17 protein-coding genes, 2 tRNA genes and 1 rRNA gene are annotated in these 19584 nt (G+C 39.9%); 11 read left to right on the forward strand and 9 right to left on the reverse strand.

Annotated features, from left to right (window positions below; translation table 11 throughout):
• Position 1: 1 nt before the first annotated feature.
• The 3 genes from F944_RS02455 to mpl form a co-directional block, all read right to left on the reverse strand.
• Positions 2 to 715, reverse strand: coding sequence for a fimbrial biogenesis chaperone (locus tag F944_RS02455; protein ID WP_004986230.1), 714 nt, complete (start codon positions 713 to 715; stop codon positions 2 to 4).
• 138 nt (positions 716 to 853) lie between these two features.
• The gene (locus tag F944_RS02460; protein ID WP_004986231.1) at positions 854 to 1396 is read right to left on the reverse strand and encodes a hypothetical protein; all 543 of its coding nucleotides are present in this window, start codon (positions 1394 to 1396) and stop codon (positions 854 to 856) included.
• A 754-nt stretch (positions 1397 to 2150) separates the two neighbouring features.
• A complete protein-coding gene (gene mpl, locus F944_RS02465) occupies positions 2151 to 3512 on the reverse strand; it encodes a UDP-N-acetylmuramate:L-alanyl-gamma-D-glutamyl-meso-diaminopimelate ligase (RefSeq protein ID WP_004986232.1) in 1362 nt (453 codons plus the stop codon).
• Between the two features lie 250 nt (positions 3513 to 3762).
• Here mpl and F944_RS02470 point away from each other — a divergent pair, with 250 nt between their 5' ends.
• The 4 genes from F944_RS02470 (at position 3763) to F944_RS02485 (ending at position 8263) form a co-directional block, all read left to right on the forward strand.
• Positions 3763 to 4125: a DMT family protein gene (locus F944_RS02470; RefSeq protein WP_125625200.1), complete on the forward strand. Its 363-nt coding sequence runs from the start codon at positions 3763 to 3765 to the stop codon at positions 4123 to 4125.
• A 429-nt stretch (positions 4126 to 4554) separates the two neighbouring features.
• Positions 4555 to 5070 (forward strand): 5-(carboxyamino)imidazole ribonucleotide mutase, encoded by a 516-nt coding sequence (gene purE, locus F944_RS02475; protein WP_004986242.1) that lies wholly within the window; start codon positions 4555 to 4557, stop codon positions 5068 to 5070.
• Positions 5071 to 5080: 10 nt separating this feature from the next.
• Positions 5081 to 6202 (forward strand): 5-(carboxyamino)imidazole ribonucleotide synthase, encoded by a 1122-nt coding sequence (locus F944_RS02480; RefSeq protein ID WP_004986244.1) that lies wholly within the window; start codon positions 5081 to 5083, stop codon positions 6200 to 6202.
• 774 nt (positions 6203 to 6976) lie between these two features.
• Positions 6977 to 8263 carry a lytic murein transglycosylase gene (locus tag F944_RS02485; protein ID WP_004986245.1) on the forward strand — a complete coding sequence of 429 codons (1287 nt, stop codon included), beginning with the start codon at positions 6977 to 6979 and terminating at the stop codon, positions 8261 to 8263.
• A gap of 70 nt (positions 8264 to 8333) precedes the next feature.
• Here F944_RS02485 and F944_RS02490 read toward each other — a convergent pair whose 3' ends face one another.
• The 5 genes from F944_RS02490 to F944_RS02510 all read right to left on the reverse strand — a co-directional run bounded on the left by F944_RS02490 (position 8334) and on the right by F944_RS02510 (position 13104).
• Positions 8334 to 8723: a hypothetical protein gene (locus F944_RS02490; RefSeq protein WP_162897706.1), complete on the reverse strand. Its 390-nt coding sequence runs from the start codon at positions 8721 to 8723 to the stop codon at positions 8334 to 8336.
• Positions 8724 to 8843: 120 nt separating this feature from the next.
• The gene (locus F944_RS02495; RefSeq protein ID WP_004986250.1) at positions 8844 to 9344 is read right to left on the reverse strand and encodes an FUSC family protein; all 501 of its coding nucleotides are present in this window, start codon (positions 9342 to 9344) and stop codon (positions 8844 to 8846) included.
• Between the two features lie 100 nt (positions 9345 to 9444).
• The gene (dnaK, locus tag F944_RS02500; protein ID WP_004986251.1) at positions 9445 to 11388 is read right to left on the reverse strand and encodes a molecular chaperone DnaK; all 1944 of its coding nucleotides are present in this window, start codon (positions 11386 to 11388) and stop codon (positions 9445 to 9447) included.
• 118 nt (positions 11389 to 11506) lie between these two features.
• A complete protein-coding gene (grpE, locus tag F944_RS02505) occupies positions 11507 to 12052 on the reverse strand; it encodes a nucleotide exchange factor GrpE (protein WP_004986252.1) in 546 nt (181 codons plus the stop codon).
• A 158-nt stretch (positions 12053 to 12210) separates the two neighbouring features.
• A complete protein-coding gene (locus F944_RS02510; protein ID WP_010589028.1) occupies positions 12211 to 13104 on the reverse strand; it encodes a LysR family transcriptional regulator in 894 nt (297 codons plus the stop codon).
• Positions 13105 to 13210: 106 nt separating this feature from the next.
• Here F944_RS02510 and F944_RS02515 point away from each other — a divergent pair, with 106 nt between their 5' ends.
• Positions 13211 to 14071, forward strand: coding sequence for an MBL fold metallo-hydrolase (locus tag F944_RS02515; protein ID WP_004986254.1), 861 nt, complete (start codon positions 13211 to 13213; stop codon positions 14069 to 14071).
• A gap of 407 nt (positions 14072 to 14478) precedes the next feature.
• Positions 14479 to 14715, forward strand: a complete 237-nt coding sequence (locus F944_RS02520) for a hypothetical protein (RefSeq protein ID WP_004986255.1) — start codon at positions 14479 to 14481, stop codon at positions 14713 to 14715.
• Positions 14716 to 15035: 320 nt separating this feature from the next.
• Here F944_RS02520 and F944_RS02525 read toward each other — a convergent pair whose 3' ends face one another.
• Positions 15036 to 15239, reverse strand: coding sequence for a hypothetical protein (locus F944_RS02525; RefSeq protein ID WP_004986256.1), 204 nt, complete (start codon positions 15237 to 15239; stop codon positions 15036 to 15038).
• Positions 15240 to 15446: 207 nt separating this feature from the next.
• Between F944_RS02525 and F944_RS02530 the strand changes: the two genes are divergently transcribed.
• From F944_RS02530 to F944_RS02550, 5 genes are all read left to right on the forward strand, one after another.
• The gene (locus F944_RS02530; RefSeq protein WP_004986257.1) at positions 15447 to 16517 is read left to right on the forward strand and encodes an alpha/beta hydrolase fold domain-containing protein; all 1071 of its coding nucleotides are present in this window, start codon (positions 15447 to 15449) and stop codon (positions 16515 to 16517) included.
• Between the two features lie 154 nt (positions 16518 to 16671).
• On the forward strand, positions 16672 to 17238 hold the full coding sequence (locus tag F944_RS02535; protein WP_004986258.1) for a peptidylprolyl isomerase A: 567 nt from the start codon (positions 16672 to 16674) through the stop codon (positions 17236 to 17238).
• Between the two features lie 432 nt (positions 17239 to 17670).
• Positions 17671 to 19207 (forward strand): 16S ribosomal RNA (locus F944_RS02540).
• Positions 19208 to 19376: 169 nt separating this feature from the next.
• Positions 19377 to 19453 (forward strand) — tRNA-Ile (locus F944_RS02545).
• 55 nt (positions 19454 to 19508) lie between these two features.
• Positions 19509 to 19584 (forward strand) — tRNA-Ala (locus F944_RS02550).

The following is a 19584-nucleotide window of genomic DNA, read 5'->3' on the forward strand; positions in this document are numbered from 1 at the left end:
ATCACTCCTTAAGACTATATTCATAAGGCTGATCTTGTTTGTCGGTCAGAACGAGAAGTTTATATTGATTATTATGCAGATTAATTTTCTCAAAATTAAAATCTTGAGCTGTATTTGGAAGTAAATATTTCATTTGGCTTAAGTTTGCGACTTCTTTTTTTGAAGCATCTACCAACGTTAATTTCAAAATCTGAACATGTGAAGGAGAATTGTTCTTAATATTGACGACTAAATTGTTATTAATCGTTTTCGGTATGACATTGATATTGACTGGATTAAGCTTACCCACAAATAAAGGGACAGAAATATTAAATAAAAACGTTACTGAATCCGTTTCAACAGGCGGAGCTACTTCTTGAAAAATAATACGCCAGGTCTTTTCGTCATTGGTGGTGATACCTGCTAAAGGTTGATTAAATCCAACACGAATGACCTGTTTTGAATTAGGCGCAATAATAAAGTTTTTGGGGTTAATAATGATATTGGGATCTGGCTCGTAGACATCCTCTCCTTTGTCATTTTGTGACCATTTCACGGCGGTTGCTTCAAAGGTTTTAGTGTCCTCCATGTCTTTTGAGTCCATGGTGACTGTTGCGCTACGTTGTTTGGTTTTATCGGTAATATAGAGTTGGATTGGACTAATTGATAAACCTGCCCATACTATATGAGTATACCCACATAAACCAAGTATTAAGATTAAAACTTTTCTTTTCATAACCCACCCGTATATTATTTATAAGTAATTAACTTTTGTATTCAATGGTATTTTTTATAATGTGATTGGATTTGAAGTAATGAAGTTGGCTCCATTGCTAGAATAGAACCAACTTTTTGAAACAGTAAATAAAATGGATTAGAAATAAACTGAAATATTATATTTATCAGTATAAGTTCCAGCGGGTTTGCTAATACCTAAAGAACCAGAGGTTTGTACTGTAATGCTATAATCGTTAAGTGAAGAAGTACCAGCAGTCATTGGTTCATTATATTTGATTGAACCTAAATTGACATTATTGGAGCCACGTTTAGTAGTAACAGTTGTTGGAATAGAATAAGTTCCATATTTTAATGCAGAGTTATTAGTTCCTGAAGTACGATTATCGGTATCAACCAATAGGTTATATGCTGCATTTGCACCTACACTAAAACCACCAGTACCAGTGCCTGTAGTGCTATTTAGGGTGATTTTTGTAGTGACATTTTTGAGTTCGCATACTTTTGGAATTGTGATTTCAATAGGAATAGACTTGCTTCCGCAGAGTTCTGTACAACCTTCAGGGTGCTGCGAACCGCCTCCGCCACCCCATAAGCTCGCCGTTTCTACCTCTGCATGAGCAATACCAACCACTCCACCAAAAGCCATCACTGACAATATTGTTTTTACAAGCTTGTTCATAACGTATCTCCCATCTTTTATTATTAAGATGCTGTTTGTTATTTATAAATTTACAATTATGAGATCTGGATTTTGAAAAAATCTTCTATTCATAACCGCTCTTTAAGCATAGTTTAATCACACTAATAAACAATAATGTGATTTATTTCACATAAAATAAAATACTTTGATTTTTTATTTGGTTTAAATTGTTGTTATTTATTGTTTTTTAATTTTTATTCAAGCCAATCAGCATCTGAAATAAATTTGATTAATTTATTCATAAAAAATAGTTGATTTTTCATTTAAATAAAAATTATTTGAAATGAATAACTTAATAAAACTAAAAAATCAAAAAATTTTATATTTTGATATAAATTGTTACGTGTTATGAATTTTATTTGTGAATTTGTATTTATTATTGTTATTTATACTCAAAAAATATTTTTTTTAATCTCTATATCTATAAAAGAATGGATATTTCCATTATATTGTGTTTTTTACATTTACAATTGAATTTATACTTGGTTTTTAATTGATAAATGTTATATGAACAATCACATTTAAAAGAATGTTTTTATAGCCTCTTAATTTCTAAATTATTGGGATTCAGACTAATATTTAATAGAATATGAATTAAAAAATATTGATTTAGCTTATCAAATTTAATCTATTTATACCTCAATAGCATGGATAAAATTAAGGCATTAAGGACGAAAAAAAAGTAAAAAGAGTCCAAAAAGGACTCTTTATAACGCTACGATTTGAGAAAAATTTATTTTAAGGCATTTAAAAGCTTTTGATGTAATCCGCCAAAACCGCCATTTGACATAATCACTACAGCATCACCCTCACCTGCTTCATTCACAATACGATTAATAATTTCGTCCAATGAACGGCTGACTTGAGCATGATTGGTTGCAGCGTCGACCACAGGTTGTAAATCCCAGTCCAGACCTTCGGGTTGATACCAGATCACTTCATCGGCCAAACGTGCTGATTGTGCCAGTCCCTCTTTATGGCTGCCCATACGCATGGTGTTGGAACGTGGCTCAATAATGGCCCAAAGTTTACGTTCGCCCAAGCGTTTACGTGCGCCGTCTAGCGTGGTTTCAATTGCGGTTGGATGATGGGCAAAGTCATCATAAACTTCAATGCCGCGAACGGTTCCAAGCAGTTCCATACGGCGTTTGACTCCGCCAAAATTGGATAAAGCCTGACAAGCCTGTTCAATACTCACACCGACATGTTGTGCTGCTGCAATGGTTGCTAAGGCATTGGCGACGCTATGTTGCCCCGTCATACTCCATTGTACTTCACCTTTGACCACACCGTGTTCTAGTACTTCAAAATGACTGCCATCCGCGCTAAGTTGTTCTGCACTGAGTGCAACATCAGGATTTGGATTTAAACTGGTACGCACCACTGGCGTCCAGCAACCCATATCCAACACTTCATCAATATGAGTTTCAGTGATTGGCGCAATAATGCACCCCTCACTGGGAATGGTGCGCACCAAATGATGGAATTGTTTTTGAATCGCTGCCAAATCATCAAAGATATCGGCATGATCAAATTCAAGATTATTTAAAATCGCGGTTTTAGGATGATAGTGAACGAATTTTGAACGCTTATCAAAGAAAGCCGAGTCATATTCATCCGCTTCAACACAGAAATACTGACCGCCTCCCAAACGCGCACTTTCACTAAAACCAAGCGGGACCCCGCCGATCAAAAAGCCTGGATTTAAACCTGCCTGATCGAGTACCCAAGCCAGCATGGTGGTGGTGGTAGTTTTACCATGTGTGCCTGCAACGCCCAATACATGTTTCCCTTGCAAAACATGATCAGCCAAAAATTGTGGGCCAGAGATGTAAGGTAAACCTGCATTGAGCATATATTCAACCGCATCAATACCACGTTTCATTGCATTGCCTACAATCACCAGATCGGGATGCGGCTGTAAATGGCTACGATCATAGCCTTGCATGAGTTCAATGCCAGCATTTTCTAATTGGGTCGACATGGGTGGATAGACATTGGCATCGGAACCTGTGACTTTATGTCCTAAATCTCTTGCCAGAAGTGCCAAAGAACCCATAAAAGTGCCACAAATACCCAAAATATGCAGATGCATAACTCGCCTACTCCACTGCCCTGAGTTGGCCTTTTATTTCTATACGCCAACGTCAAAATATCAATTTAAATTGACAGCAACGATAACAAGGCTGCTTGGGAAAAGATAGTCATAAATCATGTGATTCGGGTGTTTTGCTGTTGCTTTTAGGTGAAATGACAGGGATTAAATTTTGATAAAAGAATTATTTTTTGAAATTTCGCTTTTATAATAAATTTGACTGTTCACAGACCGTTTGTGGTCTATTCTGATCAAGGATATTCATTTGAATCCAACATTGATTGCACTTGGCTGTTTAATTATCTCAAATTGCTTTATGACGATGGCGTGGTATGGTCATTTGAAGTTTTTACATCATGCGCCTTTATGGCAAGCCATCTTGTTTGGTTGGCTGATCGCGCTGATGGAATATAGCTTTATGATTCCTGCCACACGCTATCTGGATCAACAAGGTTGGACGCTAGGTGAAATGAAAATTACGCAGGAAGTGGTAACGCTGATCGTATTTGTCCCTTTCATGCTGTTTTTATTCAAGCAACCGTTCAAACTGGACTATTTATGGGCCATGTTATGTTTGATGGGGTGCGTCTATTTTGTGTTTCGTGGACAGTAAACTGATCTAGATCAAATGAAAAAAGCCCGACATCCTGTCGAGCTTTCTCATATTTTGCGCCTAGGTATAACTCCTGTCATCCCTCACGATCCTGATGCAAGAACTTATCATTTTTGTTTTCTGTTCTGGAACTTCCTGTTCCTGATGAATTCATCATAGGACAAAATAAAAAATAGACCTAGACGCTATTTTCTGAGAATTTTGTCAGTAAATGCTTACAGCAGTTTCTCGCTCAGCTTTAAATCATATTTCCTGTGATTTAATTTGGCTCAAAAACTGGGTAAAAGCATCAAACTTGATCAATTCAGATCAAATTGTCTCAGAGTTTTGGAGCTGTTGAAAAAAACCGCTATAATGCCGCGCATTCTCTTATCTTTCTTGGTGCAAACCGAGATCTCTATTTTTATCTTTGATACTTTGGAAATGCCAATGAACGCGGTCGCAGCGAAAGATGCTCAACCCTTAGTCGGAATTATTATGGGTTCTCAATCGGATTGGGCAACGCTAGAACATACTGCCAATATGCTCAAACAACTCGGTGTGCCTTTCGAAGCTGAAGTGGTTTCGGCACATCGTACCCCCGATCGTTTATTTGAATATGCAGAAACGGCGCGTGAACGCGGCATTCAGGTGATTATTGCAGGTGCTGGCGGCGCGGCGCATTTACCAGGTATGTGTGCAGCTAAAACTGATCTGCCTGTACTTGGAGTTCCTGTAAAATCTTCGATTTTAAATGGTGTTGATTCTTTACTTTCAATTGTACAAATGCCAGCGGGTATCGCGGTGGGAACTTTGGCGATTGGCCCTGCGGGTGCAACCAATGCTGCGATTATGGCGGCACAGATTTTAGGTCTACATAATCCTGAAATTGCTAAAAATGTGGCTGATTTCCGTACTGCGCAGACCGATAAAGTCGCAAGTAACAATATTCCTGGTCAAGTATAACGAGGCAATCATGGATAAAACCATCGGAATATTTGGTGGTGGTCAATTGGGTCGCATGATGGCTCAAGCTGCTTTACCTTTAAATATTCAATGTACTTTTTTTGAAGCCCAGCAAGATTGTCCAGCCGCGGCGCTTGGACATGTTTTTTCAAGTCAGGCAGAACATGGTTTAAGTGCTTTTATTCAAAGTGCCGATGTATTTAGTCTTGAGTTTGAAAATACGCCGCTTGAAGATGTGGATGCTCTAAGTCTAACCAAATCAATTTATCCGCCACGTCAGGCACTCGCGATTGCGCAAAATCGACTCTCGGAAAAGACTCTATTTAATCAGCTTGATATTCCAGTTGCACCGTTTAAAGCGGTCGATAGTCTAGACTCACTAAAACAAGCTGTGTCCGAGCTAGGCTTACCGATTGTATTAAAAACCGCGACAGGTGGTTATGATGGCAAGGGACAATTTGTCTTGCGTCAAGCCGATCAGATCGAGCAAGCTTGGGCTGAACTGGGGCCTGCACAATCCTTGATTGCGGAAAGTTTTGTGACTTTCTCGCGTGAAGTGTCCATTATTGCCGTGCGTGGCCAAAATGGTGAAGTAAAAACTTGGCCTTTGGCAGAAAATCATCATCATCACGGGATTTTATCGCATTCAATTGTGCCTGCACCGAACAGCATTGATTTGCAACCTGTTGCACAGGATTACATCACGCGTTTACTCAATCATCTGAATTATGTTGGTGTATTAACACTCGAATTGTTTGTGACAGATCAGGGTTTATTTGCCAATGAAATGGCACCACGTGTACATAATTCAGGACATTGGTCGATTGAAGGTGCGGTGTGTTCACAGTTCGAAAATCATATTCGTGCGGTGGCGGGTTTGCCATTGGGTTCAACAGATGTGATACGTCCAACCGTGATGGTCAATATCATTGGGCAACACCCAAAATCTGAAGATGTTTTAGCCTTAAATGGCGCGCATTTACACCTTTACAATAAAACAGAGCGTGAAGGTCGTAAACTCGGTCATATCACCTTAATGCCTGTGAATAGCGAGGATTTGGTCGGTTTATGCCGCCAATTAGCGCAGATTTTACCTGAGCCATTGGCCTTAAAAGCCAATATGACGCTGTAATTTTTAAATTTTAGCTCCAAAAAAACGATCAAAATACTGGTCGTTTTTTTGTGGTTTATTTTGCTAGACCGCCTTTCAATCTGACCTTTTATCTTGTTGATCTCGTCAAGTCGCGTAAATTTGGTTATTTTTTAACATGATTTGATCAGATAAAATCTATCTTTACTTCAACAATAAATGGCTAAAAATTTGAATTCAAATGGTAATAAAATCTAGGCTTTTTATTTTGAATTTAAATTATCTTTGATGACTATTTAAGGTCTCTTTATTTTTATCCATAAGGAAGAAATACAAAGGACTAATAAAATACGTCGATGATGAAGAATATTTTTGAATTCAAAAGTAGGCTTTTTATATTCTGTATTTTAAACTCAAAAACCAAGCGTAAGGTTATCCACAGATACTGTGGTGAGTGGTGTTTGAATTTAAAGTGGCGATCGGTGCGTATCCTAAAGTTTGAATTCAAAACAAGTGATCGTTATAAACTGTATAGGATGCTGTCTAAGTCATTATAAATACTAAAAAATCACGAATTCTTGGTTTTAATTCAATATTTTGACATAGCATCATGCTGAACATGTTTTGAATTTAAATGGAAAAACGATTTTTGAATTTAAAAATAATGTGATGGAAAAGTTTGAATTTAAAAGCATCGCTCGATGATGAATTTAAAATGATAAAAATGAATTCAAAGTTACCAAACTTATCTGTCATCGTGCCATCTAAATGCTAAGGTAAAATCAAACTTTGAATTCAAAAATGGTGCTGATAACAATGCGACGTTTGCCTTTCTTTCTTTCTTCCTGTTTTTTTCTAGCGACTCAAGCCCAAGCTGAACTCATTATGAATGGTGCAAGCATTTCTACAACTACAACAACACCCGCAGCGAGCAGTTTTTCACCCCAAAATGATTTTCAGGGTTGTATTGCCAATTTGCGTTCACAAGCGGTTGCTTCAGGTGTCAGTGCAGCCACTTATGATCGTTATACGCAAAATTTAAGTCCTGATTATTCGGTAATTGATAAATTAAATTATCAGCCTGAGTTCTCAACACCAATTTGGGACTATCTTTCGGGCTTAGTAGATGATGAACGGGTACAGGCAGGTCAACAAAAAATGGCGCAATATCGCGATGTGCTGAATCGCGCGTCACAAGCCTACGGTGTTCCGCCAGAAACTATTGTTGCGGTTTGGGGTGTGGAAAGTAACTATGGTGATATTTCTGGAAAATATCCGTTATTACAGGCTTTGGGAACATTAAGCTGTGAAGGACGCCGTCAAAGCTATTTTCGCGGTGAGTTTTTTGCCACGCTACGCATTTTACAGCGCGGTGACTTGAGGGAGGATCAGTTGAAAGGCTCATGGGCAGGAGCATTTGGTCATACTCAATTTATGCCATCCACTTATGAGCGCTTAGCGGTTGATTTTGATGGTGATGGTCGCCGTGATTTGGTTTCTAGTGTGCCAGATGCATTGGCATCGACCGCGAATTTCTTGAAACAAGCAGGTTGGCAAACGGGTATGCCGTGGGGATTTGAGGTCAAAATTCCAGAAAATATCTCTATAAGTGGAGAAGGGCGACGTAATAAAAAGCCTTTGAGTAGTTGGGAACAGCGAGGCGTGACACGTGTAGATGGTTCGGCACTGGTTCAGGGTAATCTTTCATTGTCTACTCCCGCAGGTCTCATGACACCCGCAGGTGCAAATGGGCCAGCCTTTTTGGTGTTTAAAAACTTTGATGCCATTTATAGTTACAATGCAGCCGAAAGCTATGGCTTGGCAATTGCCCATTTATCTGATCGTCTAAAAGGAGCAGGACCATTTGTCAGCTCATGGCCGACGGATGATCCTGGGACATCGCGTGCTGAACGCCGTGAAATTCAGCGTTATTTAGTCAGCTGTGGTTATGATATTGGTGAAGTCGATGGTTTGATTGGAGATAAATCTCGTCAGGCAATTCGTCAGGAACAAAGCCGTTTGGGGCTAAATCCAACAGGTCGACCAGGGCAGCAGATTTTAAAAGCGATTCGTACTCAGCAAGCGGTAAAAATGATGCAGTAGTTTTTTAAAATCTGACTAATGAAAACATAAAAGGTCTACATGTGTAGACCTTTTACTGTATGTAATGGTTTTATTCGATCGGGGATTGATCCAGTTTGACCGCTTCAAGAATGTCCATAATCACAGTAGTGACATCCTGACTCAGTTCACGATCATTAAAAATTTCATAGGCGGTGATGGTGACATCGGTATCACTTGGCAAGAGTTTTTGTTCTTCTTCGATCAGATGTTCAATTGGTAAGAGAGTTTGTTTCACTTCCAGATGTAAAATATCCTTAAATTCGATATTTTCATCTTCGAGTTCAATTTCCTGCTCATTGAAATAGGGCAACAAAATTGAATGGAGATAGGGTTGAATCTCAATGATATCAAGAATTTCAATATCACGTGTTTGCTCAATCGTACTGATTAGATCATTCACTTCAATCAAGATATGATAGTAACTCACGTCGATCTCCATTGCCTGTTCATTAGATTCATCTAGCACCATAACATGAATCTGAATACGATTTCGACTCTAGGTACTCTCAGGTTTTAACAAATTACAAAAATTATTGTCGGATTATTTTTATATTCTAGATTATTTGTACATCCATCTACGCACAGCAATATCAACGAGATAGGCGATGAAGCAGCCTGCCGCACAGAATACAATTCGAAATAATGCACCTTCAATGGTTTGATGAGCGACATCATAGATCGTCACGATCAAAAAGCTGGCTAATGCAATTCCACAGTATTCAGTATGTCTGACAATAATGCAAATCAGAGTCGTAAGAAAAATTCCAAGAATTAAAAACCAATATTCCAAATTAATATATGCGACATAATGTGAGGCAGAAAAAATTAAAAACCAAATTAAAATTCCAACTATTGAGCCAATAATATTGCCTGTAATTTGATTAAAATTAACTTTAATATTTTGATCTGCTTGGAGGGTAAAGAAGCTCGTTAACGTTGCCCATAAGAAGAAATTTGAAGTTTTGTCTTTATCAAAAATGATTGAAATTATACTGATAATAACGGTGCAAGTCAGAATTTTAATAATGTATTGAATTTGAGCTGAACTACTTTTATTCATTTGAGAATTTAAAATGGTCTATTCTTTTTAAAATAATACATCAGTTTATTTAAAATGAATAAAAAACCGCGCTTTCGCGCGGCCTTTTTAAAGAGACAAATTATTTTTTGTCATCTTTGACTTCTGTGAACTCAGCATCTACCACGCCATCGTCCGCTTTTTGTTGTTGACCAGCATCACCACCTTGGAAGGCATTTGGATCAAAACCTTCTGCGCCGCCAGCACCTTGTGCTTGCTCATAAGCACGTTGCGTGATTGGCATCAAGATGTTTTGTAATGCTTCGGTTTTCGCTTTGATATCATCCACATCGTTTTCTTTAGTGGCTGCTTCAAGCTCAGAAACCGCAGTAGCGATTGCAGTTTTTTCATCTTCAGTGACTTTATCACCCAGATCTTTGACTGCTTTGTTTGAGCTAGACACTAAAGCATCCGCTTCATTACGTGCTTTTGCTAACTCTTCAAACTTACGGTCTTCTTCAGCATTCGCCTCAGCATCTTTGATCATGGCATCGATTTCAGCATCAGACAAACCTGAGTTTGCTTTGATCTGGATCGATTGCTCTTTACCCGTGCTCTTATCTTTCGCAGATACTTTCAAGATACCATCCGCGTTGATGTCGAACGATACTTCAATTTGCGGTACACCACGTGGAGCAGGTGGGATATCGCCTAACTGGAAATTACCCAACAATTTGTTTTGTTGAGCCATTTTACGTTCACCTTGGTAAACCGAAATGTCTACAGCAGGCTGGTTGTCAGCAGCAGTAGAGAACACTTGTGATTTCTTCGCAGGAATCGTGGTGTTTTTCTCAATGATTGGTGTTAATACACCGCCCATTGTTTCGATACCTAAAGTTAATGGTGTTACGTCTAATAAAAGTACGTCAGTTTTGTCACCAGACAACACTGCACCTTGAATTGCCGCACCAATCGCAACTGCTTCATCAGGGTTCACGTCTTTACGTGGCTCTTTACCGAAGAATTCTTGTACTTTTTGTTGTACAAGTGGCATACGAGACTGACCACCGACCAAGATTACGTCAGAAATTTCAGAAGTTGATAAACCTGCATCTTTCAATGCAATTTTACAAGGTTCAATGGTACGGGCAACCAAATCTGCAACCAAACCTTCAAGTTTTGCACGTGTTACGTTGATCACTAAGTGTTTAGGACCAGTCGCATCAGCCGTGATATATGGCAGATTGATTTCAGTGGCATTTGATGAAGAAAGCTCGATTTTTGCTTTTTCAGCCGCTTCTTTCAAACGTTGTAATGCAAGTGGATCATTTTTCAGATTAACACTTTGTTCTTTCTTGAATTCTTCAACCAAGTATTCAATCAAGGCATTATCAAAGTCTTCACCACCCAAGAATGTATCACCATTGGTTGATAACACTTCAATTTGCTGATCGCCATCAAGGTCTGCGATTTCAATGATTGATACGTCGAATGTACCACCACCCAAGTCATAAACTGCAACTTTACGGTCGCCTTCTTTTTTGTCCATACCGAACGCAAGTGCCGCAGCCGTTGGTTCGTTGATGATACGTTTAACATCAAGACCTGCAATTTTACCAGCATCTTTAGTCGCTTGACGTTGCGCATCGTTAAAGTATGCAGGAACAGTAATCACGGCTTCAGTAACCGTTTCGCCCAAGTAGTCTTCGGCTGTTTTTTTCATCTTTTTCAAGATTTCAGCAGATACTTGTTGTGGAGCAAGTTTCTTGTCGTTGACTTCAACCCAAGCATCACCATTGTCTGCTTTGATGATTTTGTAAGGGACAAGACCGATGTCTTTTTGTACCGCAGCATCATCATAACGACGACCAATCAAACGTTTGATCGCGAATAATGTATTTTTTGGGTTAGTCACAGCTTGACGTTTTGCAGACTGACCCACCAAGATTTCACCATCTTTATACGCAATAATCGATGGAGTGGTACGTGCACCTTCTGCATTTTCGATGACTTTAACTTTATCGCCTTCAAGTACCGCAACACATGAGTTGGTTGTACCTAAGTCAATACCAATAATCTTTGCCATTTGGTGTATTCCTCAAATTTTTTTGCAATGTTTTTGCTTGTTATTCGATATGAGAGTTAATTGTTTTTTTTCAAGGATTTTTATGAAAAAAAATCAAAAAACGCTCAACTTTTATTCATTATTGACCAACCATGACCATTGCTGGGCGTAATAAACGACCAGAAAGGGTATAGCCTTTTTGTAAAACAGTACCGATCTCACCTGATTTGGCATTTGGATCAATACCCACAGCCTGATGAAGATCTGCATTAAAACCATGCTCAGTATCGACAGCGACAATATCGAACTTCTCTAAAGTGTTTAATAATGATTTTAAAGTGAGCTGCACACCTTCTAATAAAGGGGATGGCTCATTGCCTGCTGCCTGAATCGCGCGTTCCAGATTGTCCACTGAATCAAGCAAGCTTTTAGCAAATTTTTCCAGCGCAAATTTTTTGGCTGTATCTGCTTCGCGCTCAGCACGCTCCTTAACTTTTTCAGCTTCATACATCGCATTGGCTGCACGTGCTTTTTCAAGTTTTAGGCTTTCTTCGAGTTTAGTGATTTGAGCTTGTAAATCTTCAACGCTAAGCTCGTTTGCTTGCTCTACACTTTCAGCTTGAGTTTGTTCAGTTTGTTGCTCATTTTGAATGTCTTGAGCTTGCTCGTTTTGCTCATTAGCCATTGATGATCTCCGTTTAAATGGGTTTTTAAACATGTACAGTCCTTTTGGCATCGGTGTTTAAAACAGCATTATGCTGAACTGCCATGAGTTTTGATTCTTGATGAATGAAGTAAGGTCATCCTTTAAAAATTCAAGCATGCTGTTATATTTAAATCTCTTTAATTTTCTTTATTTAAGTAAAAATCGAGGTGTTCGATTAAAAAAGCAATAAATTGCTGAATGATTCTGGGTAAATGTTGACGAGACACATACACCAACGAGAGCGTCAAATCTGGTGCAGAAAAATCAGCCAACACCTGAATTAATCGCCCGCGAATCAAATCATTTTGCACCAATCGTGTAGGTAACATCGCAATTCCTTGCGCATTGATACACATATCATACAAAGCATTTACGTCATTGCTTTTAAAGGTGCTATTTAACGGATAATTCTGGGGCTGCTGTTCGACATTAAACAACGTCCAGTACTGACTGGCATGTTGATGGGTAATACAGTCATACTGTAAAAGCTGGCTAGGATGTGACAGCTGAGAATGCTGAGCCAAATAATCGGGATGTGCGCAAAAAATTGATTTGATCTCGTGTACGGGGCGCGCAATTAAACCATCAGCCACCTTTTGAGTGATGCGAAGCGCCAAATCCATCTGATGATCAATTAAATCAACAGTATTTTCAGTGAGAATTACTTCAAATTGAATATGGGGGTGTTGTCGTTTAAACGCACGTAGACACGCATTCAACCCCATTTGATATAAAAATAAACCGCAGGTGAGACGGATTGTACCTGTTTGTTGTTCATGCGCAGCCAATTCAAACAGTAACGCCTGCTGCTGTAAAATATTTTCACAATACAGTAAAGCTTTTTCACCCGCAGGGGTCAGCGAGATTTTACGGGTGTTCCGCTGAAATAGGCGTACGGAAAATGTTTGTTCCAAATGATCCAGATAACGTGACACCATGGCTCGAGAATAATTAAGTTGCTCGGCGGCACGGCTCAGGCTGCCTTGTTCTGCAATACGAACAAAGACTTGCATGGCTTTTATAGTATCCATCATGACATCTGATTGTTGCATTATTTGTAATAGTTTATCTTGAATTAGCGGCTTTATCTGATACAAATTGCAATTTAAAGTGCTATTTATTTATCTGGATTTAGTCATGCGCAGTTTAAAAGCACCTATTTTGGCCGCAGTCACCTCAGCTTTATTTTCTCAAATGGTACTGGCTCAACCATTGACCCTCAAAAATTTTTTAGCTCAACCACAACATTTTGGTGTGACTTCGACTTTGATTGAAGGGGAGAAAGAAGTGATCTTGGTGAATGCACAATTTTCCAAATCAGAAGCACTGCGAGTGGCTGCGGATATTCTGGATAGTGGTAAGACTCTAAAAACCATTTTTGTCAGTTATGGTGATCCAGACTTTTATTTCGGTCTGGATGTATTTAAGCAATATTTTCCAAATGCCAAAATCATCGCAACGCCAGAAACAGTAAAGCACATTCAAGATACTCAGGTCTTAAAAGTGCAGTATTGGTCTCCTAAAATGGGCGTCAATGCACCTGAGAGCATCATCATTCCACAAGCATTCACTGGCAAAACACTCCAACTGGAAAATGAACAGATCGAGATAAAGGGAAATCATGAATTGACTTATTTATGGATTCCGTCAATCAAAGCCGTGGTAGGGGGGATTCCAGTGTCATCGGGCATTCATTTATGGATGGCGGATACGCCTAGAACCAAAGATCGTGCTGAAGTCATTGGTACACTGCAAGCGATCAAGGCTCTTCAGCCGCAAATAGTCGTACCTGCACATATGCTCGAAAATGCGCCAGAAAATTTAGCTGCCGTGAATTTTTCATTGGACTATTTAAACAATTATGAGAAAGCAGTAAAAACCACAAAAACTGCACAACAACTTTCTCAAACAATGCAACAACAATATCCTGATCTCAAAGAAACAGATACTCTGGATTTGGGTGCAAAGGTAGTTAAAGGTGAAATGAAATGGCCTTAATTTGAGACATAATTTCAAAACGCTGTAAAATTTCATCTCTGCAAAATGGGCTCATTCAAAAAGAATGGGCCTGTATGTACGATAAGTACTGCAAAAAGCCCTCAATTACGATGTAACAATTTATTATGGTTTTAGGTGATTTATATAACGTAAACATCCAGATTTATGATCATTCTCCTGCAATTTAAAATTAAAAAATAAAAGTTGGATAACAAGTTAGCGCGGCTTTTATGATTTAAAGCTCTGTTTTTAGCAAAATGGCTTTTAGTTAAAAAAAATTGCAGAACATGTACGTCTAACTCTATAAACACCAACCAATGATGTGAGTTTGACCAAAAGAAATTGTGAATCATAGGCAGCGCAAAGTTGGACTTTGCAAATTTTCGTCATAATGAAAGGAAAGAAACATGAAGAAACTTGGTCTATTATCATTGGTATTCGCAGGTGTAGCATTCACAGCAGTAGGCTGTGCTTCGGAAGCTGGCTTAAATGCTTCAGGTTCTACACAAGCGTCTGCAAGCCCAGAAGCAACGGGTGTGCAGGGTGGTGTAGCAGTGCAAGCGGATACTTCAACACAGGCTCAACCTGTACAGGCATCTCCTGAACAACCACAAGTTGCCCCTGAGTCTGCACCGGTTCAATAATATTTTTTGTCTGCGATGCGGTGAATGAAAGTGATCATTGGATGCCACCATAACACTCAGTTTTAGATGAGCTGCTACTCATTTGAAACGTTCAAAGCCGACATTCAGCGAAGATATGACGTACAGATACTTAGGTCGATTGCCTTCAGGCAAGGCTTTAGTCATCAATTATAGTAGCTCCATAGCAAACAGGATGTTTGTTGCAAATGGTCGTACAGTAAATAAGGCAGGATGCTTGAGTACGAACCAAATCAAAGCCTAAATCTCCGTAGATTTAGGCTTTGATTTATTTGAACGACGTTATTTAACGAGTACAGATGTTAAGGGCGATCCGCATATCTCCAACCCCCATTAGCATGATCCCAGCGACCATGATCTCTGTCCCAGTGACCTTTTCTGTTATATCCATCATCATTTCGATCATAGTCATATCGATCACCATGCCGATGATTGTGATCTTCAGGTAAAACTACACATCCAACTGCAAGCAATGCAGTGACAAGTGAGATCAAAATTACTTTCATTTTACTGCTCCTTATTTTTGATCTAACCAATGACAAAACTATCCAATGCCATTTCAGGTTTGAGTCAATGACTTTTATTGTGGTTGCGATTAGCGTAGGAAAAATTAAGGAAATGTAACTTGATTAGGTGTCTTGTATGCGCATATAGTCAAGACACGCTTGAATATGTAGAAAAAATGAATAACAGCAATTTGAAGGGAGAAATCAGTGAATCTATCGCAGCAAAAGCTTCAGGCATTATTAGAAAAAGGGCAGGGACCAGCAGCGCGCGCATTAGACAAACTCCCTGCTTTTGTTCAGGAGTCCATTGTTAAATTACTGGGCTATCCCTATCAGTATCCCCAACTTGATAGTTTCACTAAATGCTTGATGGCGGTGCAGTACAAACAGGGGTATTCGGGTTTTATCGATGAAAATGTTGACCGTTCCCGCCAAATGTTTGAACTGCAAATGCAGGCGATTCGACGCAAACCAACACCATTAGAGTTTGTAGAAGATATTCGTTTACCTTTACAAAGTGGTACGATCTTTGCCAGACATTATCATCCGCATCCAAATAAAAAACTGCCTATGGTGGTGTTTTATCATGGTGGTGGCTTTGTGGTTGGTAATGTCGATACACATGATGAAGCTTGTCGCCTGATTGCTAAATCAGCCAATGTGCAAATATTAAGTATTGAATATCCGCTCGCTCCAGAATTTTCTCCTAAGCATTTAATTCAGTCCTGTGAAGATGCGTTGGCTTGGGTTTATCAAAACCGCCGCTATTTTAAAATTCTAAAAAATCGTATTGCTGTGGCAGGCGATAGCGCAGGCGGCAATATCAGCACCGTGGTGGCTCAACGAACCATTGGTAAGTCTTATGCACCACAAGCTCAATTCTTGATTTATCCAGCGGTAGACTTTAAAAGCCGTCATCCCTCTTTTTATGCCTATAAAGATGGTTTGGTATTGACCGGTCGTGATATCGATTACGTCACAGATTACTACGCAACCCAATATCATATTGAATTAACAGATCCAGTGATTTCACCCACCTATGGAAATTTGAAAAAAATAGCACCCGCATATGTAGTGACGGCTGGTCATGATGTGCTACACGATGAGGGTGAGATTTATAGTCATAAATTGCGTCAGAATGGTGTTAAGGTTCAATATGATGAATATCTGGATCAAACCCACGGTTTTATTAACCTGACACCTGTTTCGCGTAAAGCCAAAGCCAATCTGGTACAAATGAGTAAATCATTTAGAAAGTTTTGGGATAAACACGCCTAATTGAAATCAAGACGATAAATCAAAGATAAAAAGGTGTTTCACGTGGAACATCTTTTTGATAATACAAATAACAATATTATAAAAATAGACCATGAACATACTATGCTAGTCTGGCTAGCAATTTGGTCGCTATAGAGATAGAAAAGGAAAAACCATGTTAAAGAAAGTCGCTTTAATGGCAACGGGGTGTTTAATGAGTATTAGTGTATTTGCAAATACACTCGTTGAAATGAAAACCTCTATGGGCAATATTGAGATTGAGCTTTTTAATGATCAAGCTCCAATTTCTAGCAAAAATTTTGAAACTTATGTAAAAAGCAACTTTTATACAGGGACGATTTTTCATCGCGTTATTCCTGGCTTCATGGTTCAAGGTGGTGGCATGGATGTCAACCTCAAAGAAAAAGCGACTCGACCAGCAATCAAAAATGAAGCAAGTAACGGACTTAAAAATACACGTGGTACTTTAGCAATGGCGCGTACCAGTAACCCAAATTCTGCAACTAGCCAATTCTTCATTAATGTTGCAGATAATAACTTCCTGAATGCTTCTCCAGTAGATGCAGGGTATGCAGTGTTTGGTAAAGTCACAAAGGGCATGGATGTGGTCGATAAAATTGTTAAAGTTCCAACAACGACTATAGGTTCTTATCAAAATGTGCCTAAACAACCGATTAAAATCCTGAGTGTGCAAATCAAGCCACAAAAAAGTGCTAAATAACAAACAATAAAGCAGAAATGTGAAATTAATATTTCTGCTTTATAAATAAATAGTTACATTGGTTTTGATTATAAAATAAACTAGATCGATGCACAAAAATAGAACACTCAATAAAACAATGAGTTAAAGGGGCTTGCTTGTGTAGGGAATTGCCCTATAATGCACTCATCCCGACGCGATACACGATGAAGATCTTGGCTTTTAGGGTTAAGGTTGAGTGGTTTGTATTGAGTTGAATTTCTTACTGACGAGGTAAGGAATAGATCATTAAGAGAATAGAAGAACAACTTGTGTGGATTTTTACTAATTGATTGATCGAAATATTATCATTAATTGATTGGTTTAAATTACTCGAAGTTTATTTGAGAGAATTTGTCAGTAATTGATGAGCCAGAATTGGCACCTTGTCTTTAATAAGGTGCGAAATGATTTTAACTGAAGAGTTTGATCATGGCTCAGATTGAACGCTGGCGGCAGGCTTAACACATGCAAGTCGAGCGGAGAGAGGTAGCTTGCTACTGATCTTAGCGGCGGACGGGTGAGTAATACTTAGGAATCTGGCTATTAGTGGGGGACAACATTTCGAAAGGGATGCTAATACCGCATACGTCCTACGGGAGAAAGCAGGGGATCTTCGGACCTTGCGCTAATAGATGAGCCTAAGTCGGATTAGCTAGTTGGTGGGGTAAAGGCCTACCAAGGCGACGATCTGTAGCGGGTCTGAGAGGATGATCCGCCACACTGGGACTGAGACACGGCCCAGACTCCTACGGGAGGCAGCAGTGGGGAATATTGGACAATGGGGGGAACCCTGATCCAGCCATGCCGCGTGTGTGAAGAAGGCCTTATGGTTGTAAAGCACTTTAAGCGAGGAGGAGGGTACTGGTATTAATACTACCAGGTACTGGACGTTACTCGCAGAATAAGCACCGGCTAACTCTGTGCCAGCAGCCGCGGTAATACAGAGGGTGCGAGCGTTAATCGGATTTACTGGGCGTAAAGCGTGCGTAGGCGGCTAATTGAGTCGGATGTGAAATCCCCGAGCTTAACTTGGGAATTGCATTCGATACTGGTTAGCTAGAGTGTGGGAGAGGATGGTAGAATTCCAGGTGTAGCGGTGAAATGCGTAGAGATCTGGAGGAATACCGATGGCGAAGGCAGCCATCTGGCCTAACACTGACGCTGAGGTACGAAAGCATGGGGAGCAAACAGGATTAGATACCCTGGTAGTCCATGCCGTAAACGATGTCTACTAGCCGTTGGTCTCTTTGAGGGATTAGTGGCGCAGCTAACGCGATAAGTAGACCGCCTGGGGAGTACGGTCGCAAGACTAAAACTCAAATGAATTGACGGGGGCCCGCACAAGCGGTGGAGCATGTGGTTTAATTCGATGCAACGCGAAGAACCTTACCTGGTCTTGACATAGTAAGAACTTTCCAGAGATGGATTGGTGCCTTCGGGAACTTACATACAGGTGCTGCATGGCTGTCGTCAGCTCGTGTCGTGAGATGTTGGGTTAAGTCCCGCAACGAGCGCAACCCTTTTCCTTATTTGCCAGCACTTTGGGTGGGAACTTTAAGGATACTGCCAGTGACAAACTGGAGGAAGGCGGGGACGACGTCAAGTCATCATGGCCCTTACGACCAGGGCTACACACGTGCTACAATGGTCGGTACAAAGGGTTGCTACCTAGCGATAGGATGCTAATCTCAAAAAGCCGATCGTAGTCCGGATTGGAGTCTGCAACTCGACTCCATGAAGTCGGAATCGCTAGTAATCGCGGATCAGAATGCCGCGGTGAATACGTTCCCGGGCCTTGTACACACCGCCCGTCACACCATGGGAGTTTGTTGCACCAGAAGTGGATAGTCTAACTGCAAAGAGGACGTTCACCACGGTGTGGCCGATGACTGGGGTGAAGTCGTAACAAGGTAGCCGTAGGGGAACCTGCGGCTGGATCACCTCCTTAACGAAAAGATTGGTTGATTGGTAAGAATCCACAACAAGTTGTTCTTCTGGTATCTGAATGAAAAAGATTTAGAGAGAAGCTTTTAAAAAAAGAGCGAGAATCAAACACTACGCACAGCGAAGCTGTTTGTCTTGCGAAACTTTTAAAGCGGTGCTTTAAAACTTTCTCAGGGTCTGTAGCTCAGTTGGTTAGAGCACACGCTTGATAAGCGTGGGGTCACAAGTTCAAGTCTTGTCAGACCCACCATTCTGACGAATAGATTAATGAGTACAGAGTTAAAGATACGTAAATGATATAAGCTGGGGACTTAGCTTAGTTGGTAGAGCGCCTGCTTTGCACGCAGGAGGTCAGGAGTTCGACTCTCCTAGTCTCCACCA

The organism is Acinetobacter ursingii DSM 16037 = CIP 107286, from assembly GCF_000368825.1.
Taxonomy (GTDB): Bacteria; Pseudomonadota; Gammaproteobacteria; order Pseudomonadales; family Moraxellaceae; genus Acinetobacter; species Acinetobacter ursingii.